Source organism: Streptomyces fodineus (assembly GCF_001735805.1).
In the GTDB taxonomy this organism is placed as follows: domain Bacteria; phylum Actinomycetota; class Actinomycetes; order Streptomycetales; family Streptomycetaceae; genus Streptomyces; species Streptomyces fodineus.
Map to the genome: position 1 here is coordinate 1053325 of NZ_CP017248.1, position 16560 is coordinate 1069884.

General features: G+C 74.7%; 2 protein-coding genes. Both read right to left on the reverse strand.

Annotated elements, in window-relative coordinates; translation table 11 throughout:
- Positions 1–26: 26 nt before the first annotated feature.
- Positions 27–5606, reverse strand: a complete 5580-nt coding sequence (locus BFF78_RS04545; RefSeq protein ID WP_472573260.1) for an SDR family NAD(P)-dependent oxidoreductase — start codon at positions 5604–5606, stop codon at positions 27–29.
- Entirely contained in the window at positions 5603–16528 is a 10926-nt protein-coding gene (locus BFF78_RS42620; RefSeq protein ID WP_079161141.1) for a type I polyketide synthase, read from the reverse strand. Before BFF78_RS42620 ends, BFF78_RS04545 begins: the two co-directional genes overlap by 4 nt.
- Positions 16529–16560 lie beyond the last annotated feature (32 nt).

Genomic DNA, 16560 nt, shown 5'->3' on the forward strand with positions numbered 1-16560 from the left:
TCCTCGGTAGCAGTGCGTGAGAAGAGTCAGTAAGACCCGAGTTCTTGGTCGATGAGGTCGAACATCTCGTCGTCGGTGGCGGCGTCGATCCGGTCGAGGTCGAGGTCACGGCCGGTGCCCGGGCCGGCGTCGGCGGTGTTCGCCGCGGCGTCCTGGTGGGTGTCGGTCCACTTCCACAGCAGTGCCTTGAGCCGGGCGGTGACCTTGTCCCGCACCGCGTCCCCGGGGGCGAGCGCGGCGAGCTGCGCTTCCAGCCGGTCCAGTTCGCCGAGTACGGGCGGGGCCTCGGCGGTGAGGTCGAGGACCAGGTCCTTGTGCAGGAGCCGGGCGATCGCGACGGGGTTGGGGTGGTCGAAGACGAGGGTGGGCTTGAGCCGGAGCCCGGTCGCGGCCTTGAGCCGGTTGCGGAGCTCCACGGCGGTCAGGGAGTCGAAGCCGATGTCCCGGAAGGCCGTGGTGGGCTCGATGCGGGCGGCGGTGGCGTGGCCGAGGGCAGCGGCAGCCTGGTTGCGCACCAGGTCCAGCAGGACCTTCTCCTGGTCGGCCTCGGGCATCCCGGCGAGGCGGCGGGCCAGGGCGGGGGTCCCCGCGGCCGCGGCCTCGCCGGGCGCGACGCCGGCGCCGTCCACGAGGCCGCCGAGGACGGCGGGCAGCATGCCGGCGCGGGCCATGGCGCGCAGTCCCGGGACGTCCAGCCGGACCGGCACGATCACCGGCCGGTCCACGGTGAGGGCGGCGTCGAACAGGGCCAGTCCCTCCGCCGGGGTGAACGGCACGACTCCGGCCCGCCCCATCCGGTTGCGGTCGGCGTCGGTGATCCGGTCGCCCATGCCGCCGTTGTCCGTCCACAGGCCCCAGGCCAGCGAGGTGCCGGGCAGGCCCGCGGCCCGGCGCTGCCGCGCCAGCCCGTCCAGGAAGGCGTTCGCGGCCGCGTAGCTCGCCGCGCCGGCGCTGCCCAGGACTCCGGCCAGGGAGGAGAAGAGCACGAACGCGGAGAGGTCCAGGTCCCGGGTCAGCTCGTGCAGATGCAGCGCCCCGTCGGCCTTCGGTCGCAGTACGGTGTCCAGGCGCTCCGGGGTCAGGGCGGTGACCACGCCGTCGTCCAGGGCCGCCGCCGCGTGCACGACGGCCACGAGCGGGTGCTCAGCCGGGACCGAGGCCAGCAGCTGCGCGAGGGCGTCCCGGTCCGCGATGTCACAGGCGGCCACGTCGACGTGCGCGCCCAGCTCGCTGAGGGCGGCGACGAGTTCGCCGACGCCTTCGGCCGCGGGGCCGCGGCGACTGGCCAGCAGCAGCCTCCGTACGCCGCGTTCGGCGACGAGGTGCCGCGCGAGCGACTGTCCGAGGCCGCCGGTCGCGCCGGTGAGCAGCACGGTCCCCTCGGGGGCCCACGCGTGACCGGTGGGTTCCTCGGGCCGGGTGATCCGGGCGAGGCGCGGCACGTACAGCTTTCCGTCGCGCACCGCGGCCTGCGGCTCGTCCAGAGCGGCGAGCGCCGCGGCCAGCGCCGGGGTGATGCCGCCGTTCGTGACCATGCCGCCGTTCGTGACCATGCCGCCGTTCGTGTCGATGCCGGCGTTCGTGACCGAGTCGTCCGCGTCGACGAGCAGGAGCCGGTCCGGGTGCTCGGTCTGGGCGGACTTCACCAGACCGGAGACCGCGACGTGCGCGAGGTCCGGGGCCGTGCCGTCCAGTTCGACGGCTCCGCGCGTCAGCACCACGAGCCGCGCGTCGGAGAACCGCTCGTCGGCGACCCACTCCTGGACGACCGACAGCACACCGGCCAGCAGCCCGCGCGTCGCCACGGCGGCATCGCCCTCGCTCGGGGCGCAGGGCAGCAGGACGTAAGCAGGCGTGGGCGCACCGCCGTCGACCGCTTTGCGGAGCGCGTCGATGCCGGAGTGGGAACCCTCGTTGCCGAGGACCGCCCACTCGGCTTCGGGAGCAGGGGCGGGGGCGGAGGCCGCGGTGTGCTCGACCCAGTCGACCTCGAACATCCAGTCCTGGTGCGCCACGCGCGAGGCCAGCACCTGCTGCGGGGACATCGTCCGCGTCCGGACGGACGCGATGGAGGCGACGGGAGAGCCGTCGGCGTCGGACAGTTCGACCGCCACCGCGTCGTCGCCGGCGGGCCGGATGCGTATGCGTACGGCCCCGGACCCCGGAGTGTGCACGGACATGCCGTTCCAGGCGTAGGGCATGAGCACCTCGCCGGGGTCTTCGGCGCGGTCCGGCGCCGCCATGCCGAGGGCAGCGTCCAGCAGTACGGGGTGCAGGCCGTAACGGTCCGCCCGGTCCCGCTCCGTGACGGGCAGGGCGGCCTCGGCGTACAGCTCGTCCCCGGCGCGCCAGGCGGCGCGCAGGCCCGGACGGCCCTCGACGTCCACGGGTTCGGCACCCGCCGGCGGCCAGATCATCATGTCGAACTCCGGCGCCGGAGCGTTCCGGGTGAGCTCTCCGGTGGCGTGACACACCCACGGCTCGCGGGCGCCGCCCGCGGCGGGCAGGCTGAAGACGCGCACCGAGCGCCGGTCGGGGTCGTCGCCCGCACCGACCTGCACCTGGATACGGACCGCGCCCTGTTCGGCCAGCACCAGCGGGGCGTCCACGTCCAGCCGTTCCAGGTGCGGGAACCCGGCCTGCCGTCCCGCGGACAGGGCGAGCTCCACGAACGCCGCGACCGGGAGCACCGGCACGCCGCCGACCGTGTGTTCCGCGATCCAGGGCAGGCCGGCCGGGGACAGCCGGCCGGTGAACAGCACGTCCTGCGCCCCGGCGGCCTCCACGACCGCGCCGAGCAGGGCGTGGCCAATCGAGTCCAGGCCCGCCGAGGAGACGTCGAGCGCGGCCGTGCCTTCGAGCCAGTAACGCTCGCGCTGGAAGGCGTACGTGGGCAGGTCGACACGCTGGGCGCCGGGGAACAGCACCCGCCAGTCCGGCGAGACACCGTACGTGTGCAACTGCCCGAGGGCGAGAGTGAGCGCCTGGGGTTCGGGGCGGCCGGTACGCAGAGCGGGAACGGTGACGATGTCCGCGTCGTCGTCGAGGCAGCCCTGGACGAGGGCGCTCAGCACGTCGCCGGGGCCGATCTCCACGAACGTGGTCACACCCAGCTCGTGCAGGGTCCGCACGCCGTCGGCGAAACGGACCGCCTCGCGGACGTGCCGCACCCAGTAGTCGGGGGTGTAGGGCCCGGCCAGCCGACCGGTGAGGTTCGAAACGACGGGAATCCGCGGCTCGTTGAACGACAGACCGCGGACGGCTTCCGCGAACTCCTCCAGCATCGGATCCATCAACGGCGAATGGAACGCGTGACTTACCTTCAACTTGCTTGTCTTACGGCCCTGTTGAGCGAAGACCTCGGCGATCTCCAGTACGGCACCCTCGGCGCCGGAAACCACAACCGACTCAGGGCCGTTGACCGCCGCGATGCCGACACGGTCGCTCAGGTGCGGCAGCACCTCGTCCTCGGTCGCCTGGACCGCGACCATGGCGCCGCCCGTGGGCAGGGCCTGCATCAGCGCGGCACGCGCCGACACCAGCTTCGCCGCATCCTCCAGGGACAGCACACCCGCGACATGAGCGGCCGCGATCTCGCCCACGGAGTGACCGGCCACGTAGTCCGGCCGGATGCCCCACGACTCCAGCAGCCGGAACAGCGCCACCTCGACCGCGAACAGCGCCGGCTGCGTCGACCCCGTCTGATGAAGCGTTTCCGCATCGACGTCGACCGGGGTGTCCACATGCGCGCACACCTCGTCATAGGCCGCGGCGAACACCGGGTACGCCGCGTACAGCTCGCGACCCATGCCCAGCCGCTGTGAACCCTGACCCGAGAACAGGAACCCGACCTTGCCCCGGTCGGCCCCGGCGCGCCCCGTCACCACCTGTGCCGCGGGCTCGCCCGCTGCGAGGGCGGTCAGGCCCGCGCGCAGCTCTTCCCCGTCGGCGCCGACGACCGCCGCCCGGTGCTCCAGCGCCGAGCGGGTGGCCGCCAGCGAGAACCCGACGTCGGCCGGTGACGCGGCGGCGAGGTCCACGGATGACAGCAGTCGTCGTGCCTGCTCCCGCAGCGCCTGACCGGTCTTCGCGGAGAGTACCCACGGCACCACCGTGGTCCGGGGCCTTACCGACTCCTCGGCCGCGCCCGCGCCTTCAGTCGTGTCGTCGGCCGCGTCCTCGGCCTGAGGTTCGGGCGCCTGCTCGAGGATGATGTGCGCATTGGTGCCGCTGATCCCGAACGACGAGATCCCGGCCCGGCGAGGGTGGTCCGTCTCCGGCCACTCCACGGCCTCGGTCAGCAGCTCGACCGAGCCGGCCGACCAGTCGACCTGCGGGGTCGGCCGGTCCACGTGAAGTGTCTTCGGCAGCACCCCGTGCCGCATCGCCAGCACCATCTTCATCACGCCGGCGACGCCCGCCGCGGCCTGCGTGTGACCGAGGTTGGACTTCAACGAGCCGAGCAGGAGGGGCCGTTCGCGCTCCTGGCCATAGGTCGCCAGCAGCGCCTGCGCCTCGATCGGGTCGCCGAGGTTCGTGCCCGTGCCGTGTGCCTCGACGGCGTCGACCTCCTCGGCGGACAGCCCGGCGCCGGCCAGCGCTTCGAGGATCACGCGCTGCTGCGAGGGGCCGTTGGGCGCGGTCAGGCCGTTGGACGCGCCATCCTGGTTGACGGCGCTGCTCCGGACGACCGCGAGCACCTGGTGGCCGAGCCGGCGGGCGTCCCGCAGCCGCTCCACGAGCAGCAGGCCGGCGCCTTCGGACCAGGACGCGCCGTCCGCCGCCGCCGCGAAGGACTTGCATCGGCCGTCGGGGGCGAGTCCGCGCTGGCGGCTGAACTCGACGAAGGCGCTCGGGCCCGCCATGACCGTCACGCCGCCGGCGAGCGCCATGGAGCACTCGCCCCTCCGCAGCGCCTGCACGGCGAGGTGCAGGGCGACGAGCGAGGAGGAGCAGGCGGTGTCGACGGTGACCGCGGGGCCCTCGAAGCCGAAGGTGTAGGCGATGCGCCCGGAGGCGACGCTGCCGGAGTTGCCGGTGCTCATGAGCCCCTCGACCCCTTCGGGGAGGACGCCGGGCGTGAAGCCGTAGTCGTGGTACATCAGGCCGGCGAAGACGCCGGTGCGGCTGCCCTCGAGGGCGGCGGGGTCGATGCCCGCATGCTCGAAGGCCTCCCATGCGGTCTCCAGCAGCAGCCGCTGCTGCGGGTCCATGGCCAGCGCCTCGCGCGGCGAGATCCCGAAGAAGTCCGCGTCGAAGTCCGCCGCGTCGCGGAGGAAGCCGCCCTGCCGGGTGTAGACCTTGCCGGGCTGCTCGGGGTCGGGGTCGTAGAGCGCGTCGACGTCCCAGCCGCGGTCCTCGGGGAACCGCGCGATGGCGTCCTCGCCCTCGGCCAGCAGCCGCCACAGCTCCTCGGGGGATCCGACGCCGCCGGGGAACCGGCAGCTCATGCCCACGATGGCGATCGGCTCCTGGTCGCGGGCCTCCAGCTCGCGCACGCGCCGCCGGGCCTGGCGCAGGTCGGTGGTGGCCCGCTTGAGGTAATCCCGGAGCCTGTCTTCGTTCGTCATCGGTGTTGCCCGCCCCCTTTGGCCTGCGCAGTTCAGGAGATGCCGAGTTCGTCGTCGAGGAGGTCGTACAGTTCCTCGTCGCTCGCCGAGCTGAGGTCGTCTTCGTCCTCGGCTCCGCCGGCGCCTCCCGGATCGGCCGGCTCGTTCCCGTTCCAGCGGGCGAGCAGCGCCTGGAGACGCATGTTGATCCTGGTTCGGGTGACGTTGTCGACGCCGTCCGTTCCGGCGCCGTCGAGGGCGGCGGCGAGGCGGTCGAGCTCGTCGAAGACCGGCTCGGCCTGGGCCGTACCACCGGGGAGGTCCTTCAGCACCCGCCGCGCGAGAACCGCGGGCGTCGGGTGGTCGAAGACCAGCGTCGCGGGCAGCCGCAGGCCGGTGGCCTGGTTCATCCGGTTGCGGAGCTCCACCGCGGTCAGCGAGTCGAAGCCCAGGTCCCCGAAGGCCTGGTCGGGCTGGACGGCCTTGGCCGAGCCGTGTCCGAGGACGGCGGCGACCTCGGACCGGACGAGGTCCAGCACGGCCTCTTCGCGCTCACCCTCGGGCAGGCCCGCGATCCGCTGTGCCAGCGGCACGGAAGCCGCCCGGTCCGTACGCCGCGGCCGGCCGCCGACGAGCGGCCTGAGCAGCGGCGGCACCGGGGCGGTCGCGTTGCGCAGGGCGGCGAGGTCCAGCCGTGCCGCCACCACCAGGGGCTCCTGCAACGCGAGCGCGGCGTCGAGGAGTTCGAGGCCGTCCTCGTCGGACAGCGGCAGCACGCCGCCGCGGGCGAGGCGGGTCCGGTCGGCGCCGCCGAGGCCCTCGGTCATGGTGCCGGTGCGCTGCCACAGGCCCCACGGCAGCGACACCGCGGGCAGCCCCTGGGCCCGGCGGCGCCCGGCGAAGGCGTCCAGGAAGGCGTTGGCCGCGGCGTAGTTGGCCTGGCCGGGAGTGCCGAGCGTACCCGCGAGCGAGGAGAAGAGGACGAACGCCGACACGTCGCCCGCCAGCTCGTGCAGGTTCAGCACCGCGTCGACCTTGGGGCGCAGCACCGTCTCCAGGCGCTCCGGCGTGAGCGAACCGATCACGCCGTCGTCGAGGACGCCGGCCGTGTGCACCACGGCCGTCACCGGTGTGCCGGACAGCACCTCGGCGAGGGCGTCCCGGTCGGCAACATCACAGGCGGCCCAGAGCACGTCGGCACCCGCGGCGGCCAGTTCCGCCCGGAGCTCCGCCGCGCCCTCGGCGTCCGCGCCGTGCCGGCTCATCAGCAGCAGGCTGCGCACGCCGTGTTCGGCGACCAGGTGCCGGGCGACGAGTCCGCCCAGGGCGCCGGACGCGCCGGTCAGGAGCACCGTGCCGGTCCCGAAGTCCGGGGTGGCCTGCGGGGTGTCGGCGGCGGCCCTGGCGAGCCGGGGCAGCAGGAGCGCGTCGCCGCGCAGCGCCGCCTGCGGTTCCTCGGAGGCGACGAGCCGGGGGACGGCCGTCGCCGCGACCTGCTCCACGTCGGCGTTCTGTTCGGTGTCGAGGAGGACGATGCGGTCGGGGTTCTCCGACTGCGCCGACCGGACCAGGCCCCACACGGCCGCCTGCACCGGGTCGCCCGCCGCGAGGTCGTCCCCGGCGGCGACCGCGCCCCGGGTCACCAGCACCAGCCGGGCGGCCCGGTCCTCGGCCAGCCACCACCGCACCAGCGCGAGCACCTCGGCGAGGACTTCCCGGACCCGTCCGGCGTCGGTGCCCGACCCGGCCGGACAGGGAACGGCGACGGCGTCCACGTCCGCCCCGGTCTCCACCGCGGGGGCGGCGAGGAGGGCGGCGATGTCGTCGTAGGCCCGTACGGCCGGGGCGTGCGCGCCGGCCGGGGCGGCGAGCGGTGCCCACTCCACGGTGAACAGGGAGTCCCGGGAGCTCGTGCGCAGTTGCTCGGCCGACACCGGGCGCAGCGTCAGCGACTCCACCGACACGACGGGACGGCCCGTGCCGTCGGCGGCCTCCAGCCGTACCGTGTCCCCGCCGGCCTGGGAGAGCCGTACCCGCAGGCCGGCCGCTCCGGTTCCGTGCAGCGTGACTCGGGACCACGCGAAGGGCAGCAGGGGCCCGTCGGCGGCCGGTACGAGACCGCCCGCGCCCAGCGCATGCAGCGCGGAGTCGAGCAGGGCCGGATGCACGCCGAACGCGTCCGCGTCCGCCTGCGCCTCGTCGGTGACGGCGAGTTCGGCGTAGACCGCGTCGTGGCCGCGCCAGGCGGCACGCAGCCCCTGGAAGAGCGGGCCGTAGCTCAGGCCGAGGTCCGCCAGGCGGTCGTAGAAGCCGTCCAGGTCCACCGGCCGGGCGTCGGCCGGGGGCCAGCTGCTCAGGTCGGTGCCCACGGGGGCCCCGCCGGTGGCGAGGGCGCCGGTGGCGTTGCGGATCCAGGAGCCGTCCCCGGCTCGCGAGTGCACGCTCAGCGGGCGGCGGCCGGAGTCGTCCTGGGGGCCCACGAGGACCTGGAGCGCGACGCCGCCCTGCTCGGGAAGCACCAGCGGTGCCTGCAGGGTGAGCTCCTCGACCAGGTCGCAGCCGGTCTCGGCCGCGGCGTGGGCGGCCAGTTCCACGAAGGCCGTGCCCGGCAGCAGCACCGTGCCCAGCACCGCGTGGTCGGCCAGCCAGGGCTGGGCCCGCAGGGACAGCAGCCCGGTCAGCAGGTGGCCGCCGGCGTCCGGCAGCTCCACCGCCGCGCCCAGGAACGGGTGGTCGGCGGCGTCCAGTCCGGCCGCTCGTACGTCACCGGCCGCAGCGCCCGCCTGAAGCCAGTACCGCTCGTGCTGGAAGGCGTAGGTCGGCAGGTCGACGCGGCGCGCACCCGGCAGGACGGCGTCCCAGTCGATGTCTACGCCGTGCACGTGGGCCTGGGCCAGGGACAGCATCAGCCGGTGCCGTCCGCCGTCGCGGCGGCGCAGCGTCGGTACGACCGCGGCCTCGGCCTCGGCGGCCTCGATGGCGTCCTCGATGCCCGCCAACTGGACGGGGTGGGGGCTGACTTCGACGAACACGTCGTGCCCGTCGGCCAGCGCGGCCCGGATCGCGTCGTGGAACCGCACCGTCTGCCGCATGTTGCGGTACCAGTAGCCGGAGCCGAGCTCGTCCGCGTCCAGCTTCCCGCCGGTCACCGTGGAGTAGAAGGTCACGGACCCGGGGAGCGGGCTGATGCCGGCGAACCCCTCGCTCGCCTGCGCTTCGACGCGTTCGATCTGCGGTGAGTGCGCGGCGTAGTCGACGGCGACCCTGCGGGCCTGGATGCCCTCCCGTTTGCAGTGCGCGAGGAGTTCGTCCAGGGCGTCGGTGTCCCCGGAGACCACGACGGTCCCGGGCCCGTTCACGGCACCGATGCCGAGGCGGCCGGCCCACCGGCCGGTCAGTTCCCGCGCCTCCTCGTCCGGGAGCGTCACCGAGGCCATACCGCCGCGGCCCTGGAGTTCGCGCACCGCGAGGCTGCGCTGCGCCACGATGCGCGCCCCGTCCTCCAGACGGACCGCTCCGGCGATCACCGCCGCGGAGACCTCGCCCTGGGAGTGCCCGACGACCGCGTCGGGGGTCACTCCGAAGGAGCGCCACACCTCGGCGAGGGCGACTGTCATCGCCCAGAGCACGGGCTGCAGCACGTCGACCCGGTCCTGCTCGACATCGGACGTGCCCCGCAGCACCCCGGTCAGCGACCAGTCCACGTGCGGCGCGAGGGCGCGCTCGCAGGCGTCGATCCGGTCGCGGAAGACCGGGGAGGTCTCCAGCAGTTCGGCGGCCATGCCCACCCACTGCGACCCCTGCCCGGGGAAGACGAAGACGGTCTTGCCGCCGGTGCGTGCGGTGCCGGTCACCACGCCGGGCGGCGTGGCGCCGCCGGCGACACCGGCCAGTTGCCGCCGGAACTCCTCGGGGGTCTTGGCGACCACCACGGCGCGGTGTTCGAAGGCCGCCCTGGTCGTGGCCAGCGAGTACGCCGCGTCGGCCACCAGGACCGCCCCGCCGTCGTTGCCACTGACCTTGTCGTCCAGAAAGGACACGAGGCGGGCGGCCTGCGCCCGCAGCGCCGCTTCGGTCCGGCCGGAGAGCACCCACGGCACGGCCGCTGCGGAGTCGGACGCCGGCGGCGGCTCCTCGGTCGCGGGGGCCTGCTCGATGATCGTGTGCGCGTTGGTGCCGCTGACGCCGAAGGACGACACCGCGGCCCGGCGCGGGCGGTCCGACCCGGGCCAGTCGACGGCCTCGGTCAGCAGCCGGACGTCTCCGGCCGACCAGTCGACGTGCGGTGTCGGTTCGTCGACGTGCAGGGTCCGCGGGAGCACTCCGTGGCGCATGGCCATGACCATCTTGATCACGCCGGCGACGCCCGCGGCGGCCTGCGTGTGGCCGATGTTGGACTTCAGCGAGCCCAGCCACAGCGGCTTGTCGTCGGAACGGCCATGCCCGTACGTCGCCAGGAGCGCCTGCGCCTCGATCGGGTCGCCGAGCCGCGTGCCCGTGCCGTGCGCCTCGACGGCGTCCACGTCGGCCGGCGCGAGCCCGGCGGACGCCAGCGCCTGCCGGATCACCCGCTGCTGCGCCGGACCGTTCGGTGCGGTCAAACCGTTCGACGCACCGTCCTGGTTCACCGCGCTGCCCCGCACAACGGCCAGCACGCGGTGGCCGTTGCGCTCGGCGTCGCTGAGCCGCTCCACCAACAGCAGGCCGACGCCTTCGCCCCAGCCCGTGCCGTCGGCACCGGCCGCGAACGCCTTGCACCGGCCGTCCGGCGACAGCCCGCGCTGCCGGCTGAACTCCACGAAGACCGTCGGGCTTGCCATGACCGTGACGCCGCCGGCCAGCGCCATCGTGCACTCGCCGCCCCGCAGGGCCTGAACGGCCAGATGCAGGGCGACGAGCGACGAGGAGCAGGCCGTGTCGACCGTGACGGCAGGGCCCTCCAGGCCGAAGGTGTAGGACACGCGCCCGGAGGCGACGCTGCCGGAGCCTCCGGTGGTGAGCAAACCCTCGACGCCCTCGGGCAGTTCGCGCGAGCCCTGGCCGTAGTCGTGGTACATCAGACCGGTGAAGACGCCGGTACGGCTGCCCCGGAGCGTCGCCGGATCGATCCCGGCGTGTTCGAACGCCTCCCAGGACGCCTCCAGCAGCAGCCGCTGCTGCGGGTCCATCGCCAGCGCCTCACGCGGCGAGATCCCGAAGAAGGCCGGGTCGAACTCGGCCGCCTCGTGCAGGAAGCCGCCGTCGCGCGCGTAGGTCTTGCCGAGGCGCTCGGGGTCGGGGTCGTAGAGCCCGTCGACGTCCCAGCCGCGGTTGTCCGGGAACCGGGAGATGCCGTCCCGGCCGGAGGCCACCAGCCGCCACAGGTCCTCCGGCGAGCGCACCCCGCCCGGGAGGCGGCAGCTCATGCCGACGATGGCGATCGGCTCGTCGGCGGCGGCCGCGGTCCGCCGCGCCGCGGGCCTGGCCGTGGCGGCCGCGGCCGGGGCCGCGCCGAGGAGCTCGGTGCCGATGTGCCGGGCGAGGGCGGTGGGGGTGGGGTGGTCGAAGACGGAGGTGGCGGGCAGGCGCAGGCCGGTGGCGGCCGACAGCCGGTTGCGCAGCTCCACGGCCGTCAGCGAGTCGAAGCCCAGGTCCTGGAAGGCGTGCGCGGGCTGGACGGCCCGGGGCGAGGAGTGCCCGAGCACGGCGGCGGCCTCGGCCCGGACCAGGTCCAGCAGGGCCTCCTCGCGCTCGTCGCCGGACAGTACGGCGAGGCGTTCGGCCAGGGATCCGGTGGCGGCGCGCTGGGCGGTGCCGCGCGTGGAGACCCGGATGAGTCCGCGCAGCAGCGCCGGTACGGCACTTGCGGCTCGGCTCCGCAGGGCGGCGGTGTCGAGGCGGACCGGTACGAGCACGGGCTCGTCCGAGGCGAGCGCCGCGTCGAACAACCGCAGGCCGTCCTCGGTGGACAGCGGCAGGACGCCGGAGCGCGCCATCCGCGACCTGCCCGCCCCGTCGAGGGCGTCGGCCATGGTGCCCTCCTGCCCCCACAGGCCCCACGCCAGCGAGACGGTGGGCCGCCCCTGGGCGCTGCGGCGCCGGGCGAAGGCGTCGAGGAAGGCGTTGGCCGCGGCGTAATTGCCCTGGCCGGGGTTGCCGAAGACGCCCGCGGCGGAGGAGAACAGCACGAACGTCGTGCTCTCGTCGGTGAGTTCGTCCAGGTTGAGCAAGGCGTCGGCCTTGGGCGCGAGGACGGCGGCCACCCGCTCCGGGGTCAGCGCGGCGAGCACGCCGTCGTCGAGCACGCCGGCGGTGTGCACGACGGAGTCGACCGGAGTGGCTGCCAACAGCCGGGCGAGGGCGTCACGGTCGGCGAGGTCGCAGGCGGCCCACGTCACTTCGGCGCCGAGCGCCGCGAGTTCGGCCTTCAGGTCCGCGGCTCCCGGGGCCTCCGCGCCACGGCGGCTGACAAGCAGCAGCCGGCGCACGCGGTGTGCGGTCACCAGGTGACGGGCCAGGGTTCCGCCCAGCGCGCCGGATGCGCCGGTGAGCAGCACGGTACCGAGAGCGCCCTCGGCGAGGGCGGAGGCAGAGTTCTTGGCGCGGGCAGGGGCGGCGGCGTCGCCGAGGGCAGAGGCGGCACCGCTGGCGAGAGCGGAGGCAGCATCCCCACCGAGGCCAGAGGCAGCACCGTCGGCGAGGCCGGAGGCAGAGTCCCCGGCGCGGGCAGGAGCGGCGCCCTCGACGAGAGCTGAGGCAGCACCGCTGGCGAGAGCGGTGGCAGCATCCCCGCCGACGCCGGAGGCAACATCCCCGCCGAGGGCGGCCGTCGCTTCGTCCGTGGGGCCCGTGGCCGTGTCTCCGTTCTCCGGGGAGGCGGCGCGGGTCAGGCGCGGTGCGCCGGCCTCGCCGTCGCGTATGACGACGTGGGGCTCGCCGGACAGCACGACGCCGGGGACGAGCGCGGCCGCCTCGTCCGGGCGGTCGGTTTCGAGCAGTACGATCCGGCCGGGGTTCTCCGCCTGGGCCGAGCGCACCAGTCCGCCCGCCGCGGCGTGCGCGAGGTCGTCACAGCGCGCCACCAGCACGAGGCGCGAGGTCCGGTCCTCGGCGCACCAGCGCTGGACCAGCCGCAGCACCTCGGTGGTGACCGCGCGGACCCGCTCGGCCTCGGTCGCCCCTTCCGGGCCGTCGGGGCACGGGACCACGACCACGTCCGGCTGTGACGAGCCGTCGGCCCCAGCCAGTGCCGCGATGTCCGGGACGTACGCGACCGCCGTCCCGTCCGCGTCGGCGGTGGGCAGGGTCAGCGGCGCCCGCTCGACGGTGAACATCGCGTCTCCGGAGCGCTTGCGGAGCTGCTCGGCCGACACCGCGCGCAGAGTCAGTGACTCGACGGACGCCACCGGCTCGCCGGCGCCGTCGGCCACCAGCAGGGACACCGCGTCCGTACCGGCCGGCGCCAGCCTGACCCGTACGGTGGAGGCGCCCGTGGCGCGCACGGACACCCCGGACCAGGCGAACGGCAGGAGCGGCCCGTCCGCGTCGGCCACTAGGGAGCCGTCCGCACCGCCCGTGCCGATCGCGTGCAGCGCCGCGTCCAGCAGCGCCGGGTGCAGGAGGAAGGAACCGGTGTCCGTGCCGTCGGGGAGGGCGACCTCCGCGAAGACTTCCTCGCCCGCGCGCCAGGCGCTCCGCAGCCCACGGAACGCCGGTCCGTAGGCCAGGCCGAGAGCGGCCAGCCGGTCGTAGAAGCCGTCGAGGTCGACCGGCTCGGAGCCCGCCGGCGGCCACGCCGTGAGCGTCCCGCCGGCGGCCAAGGCGCCCGCCTGTCCGGTCCCTTCGCTGACGAAGCCGGTCGCGTGGCGAACCCACGGCAGGCCGGTGTCGTCGTCGGGGCGCGCGTGTACGGTCAGCGGCCTGCGGCCGGTGCCGTCGGCCGCGCCGACCCACACCTGAACCGCGACGCCGCCCTGCTCGGGCACCACCAGGGGCGCTTCGAGGGTGAGGTCCTCCAGCAGCGCACAGCCGGCTTCGTCGGCGGCGCGCACGGCCAGTTCGACGAACGCGGTGCCCGGCAGCAGCACGGTGTCGAGCACGGCGTGGTCACTCAGCCACGGGTGCGTGCGCAGGGACAGCCGGCCGGTCAGCAGCCGCTCGTCGCCGCCGGCCAGACAGACGGCGGCGCCCAGCAGCGGGTGGTCGGCCGAGCCCAGGCCGGCGGCGCGGACGTCACCGGGAGCGGCCGTCGAGGAGTCGAGCCAGTAACGCTCGTACTGGAAGGCGTAGGTGGGCAGGTCGACGCGGCGGGCGCCGGGGAAGAAGGCGTGCCAGTCCGGGGAGACGCCGTGTGCGTGCAGTTCGGAGACGGCGGCGACGAGTGCGGCCCGCTCGGGGCGGTCGGCGCGCAGGGCGGGCACGGTGACCACGTCGTCGTCCAGGCAGCCCTGGGCGAGAGCGCTCAGCACACCGCCCGGACCGATCTCGACGAACGTGGTCACGCCCAGGTCGTCCAGAGTCCGCACACCGTCGGCGAAGCGGACCGCTTCGCGGACGTGCCGGACCCAGTACTCGGGGGTGTAGGGATCGGCCAGGCGGCCGGTGAGGTTGGAGACCACCGGAATCCGCGGCTTCTCGAAGGTCAGCCCGCGGACGGCCTGCGCGAAGTCCTCCAGCATGGGCTCCATCAGCGGCGAGTGGAACGCGTGGCTGACCTTCAGCCGGGAGGTCTTGCGGCCCTGCTGCCGGAAGCCCTCGGCGATTGCGGTGACCGCGTCCTCGGCTCCGGACACCACGACGGACCGCGGGCCGTTGATCGCCGCGATGCCGACGCCGTCGGTCAGGTGCGGAAGGACTTCGTCCTCGGTGGCCTGGACGGCGGCCATCGCCCCGCCGGCGGGCAGCGCCTGCATGAGGCGGGCACGGGCGGACACCAGCTTCGCGGCGTCGTCGAGCGACAGCACCCCGGCCACGTGCGCGGCCGCGATCTCGCCTACGGAATGACCGGCCACGTAGTCCGGCCGGATACCCCACGACTGCAGGAGCCGGAACAGTGCCACCTCGACCGCGAAGAGTGCGGGCTGGGCGGCGCCCGTGCGGTGCAGTTCCCCGGAGTCGACGTCGACCGCGGCGTCGAGGTGCGCGCAGACCTCGTCGTACGCGGCGGCGAACGCCGGGTAGGCCGCGTACAGTTCGCGCCCCATGCCCAGGCGTTGCGAGCCCTGGCCGGAGAAGAGGAACCCGACGCGCCCGCCGGTGCCCGAAACGCCCCGCGCGACGCCCGGGGCCGGGGAGCCGCAGGCCACGGCCCGCAGCCCTTCGGCGAGTTCCGCAGGCGTCTCGCCCTGGACCACCGCGCGGTGCTCCAGCGCCGTACGCGTCGTGGCGAGCGAGAACGCCACGTCGAGCGGGGGGACTTCGGCGTCGGTGCGGGACAGCAGGCGTTCGGCCTGTGCGCGCAGGGCCTCCTCGGTCTTGCCGGAGATCACCCACGGCACCGGTCCGCCCTCGGCCGGCCGCGCGGCCTGCGGGGCGACGGCCTCGGCGGTCTCCGCGCCGTCCTCCGGCGCCTCCGGGGCCTCCGGTGCCTCGGCGTCCGGTGCGAACGCTTCGGCCGGCGGGGCTTCCTCGATGATGGTGTGCGCGTTGGTGCCGCTGATCCCGAAGGAGGAGATACCGGCCCGGCGCGGCTGGTCCGACGACGGCCAGGGCGTGCGCTCGGTGAGCAGCCGTACGGCGCCCGCCGACCAGTCGACATGCGGGGACGGCGCGTCGACGTGCAGCGTGCGCGGCAGTTCGCCGTGGCGCATGGCCATGACCATCTTGATGACGCCCGCCACACCGGCAGCGGCCTGGGTGTGGCCGATGTTGGACTTGATCGAGCCCAGCCACAGCGGCTTGTCGTCGGAACGGCCCTGCCCGTACGTCGCCAGGAGCGCCTGCGCCTCGATCGGGTCGCCGAGCCGGGTGCCCGTGCCGTGCGCCTCGACCGCGTCGACCTGTGCGGTGGTCAGCCGGGCGGCGGCCAGGGCCTGGCGGATCACCCGCTGCTGGGAGGGGCCGTTGGGGGCGGTGAGGCCGTTGGACGCGCCGTCCTGGTTGACGGCGGAGCCCCGGACGACCGCGAGGACCTCGTGTCCGTTGCGGCGGGCGTCCGAGAGGCGTTCCACGAGCAGCAGTCCGGCGCCCTCGCCCCAGCCGGTGCCGTCGGCACCGGCCGCGAACGCCTTGCAGCGGCCGTCGGGCGACAGCCCGCGCTGGCGGCTGAAGCCGACGAAGGTGGCGGGGCCGACCATCGCGGTGACGCCGCCCGCCACGGCCAGCGAGCACTCGCCGCCTCGCAGCGACTGGACGGCCAGGTGCAGAGCCACCAGCGACGACGAGCAGGCCGTGTCGACCGTGACGGCCGGGCCTTCGAGGCCGAAGGTGTAGGCCACCCGGCCGGAGGCGACACTGCCCGAGGTACCCGTCCCCAGATAACCCTCCAGGTCCTGCGGGGAGTTCTGGAGGGCGGCGAGGAACTCGTGGTTCATCACGCCGGCGAACACGCCGGTCCTGCTCCCCGCCAGCGAGGCGGCATCGATGCCGGCCCGCTCGAAGAGCTCCCACGACGTCTCCAGCAGCAGCCGCTGCTGTGGGTCCATGGCGAGCGCCTCGCGGGGCGAGATCCCGAAGAGGCCGGCGTCGAACCGCGCCAGGTCGCGCAGGAACGCGCCCTCACGGGCGTAGCTGGTCCCGCGGGACTCCGGGTCGGGGTCGTAGAGCGCGTCCAGGTCCCAGCCTCGGTCGGCGGGGAACTCCGAGACGGCGTCGTGGCCGCCCGCGACCAACTCCCACAGGTCCTCGGGCGAGTCGACCCCTCCCGGGTAGCGGCAGCTCATCCCGATGATGGCCACCGGCTCCCCGGCGGCGTCCTCGTGGTCACGAAGGCGCCGCCGGGTCTCCTGGAGGTCTGCGGTGACTCGCTTCAGGAAATAGCGGAGCTTGTCCTCGTTCGCCACCGAAATCGTCCCTCACCCCTGCGAAGACATAC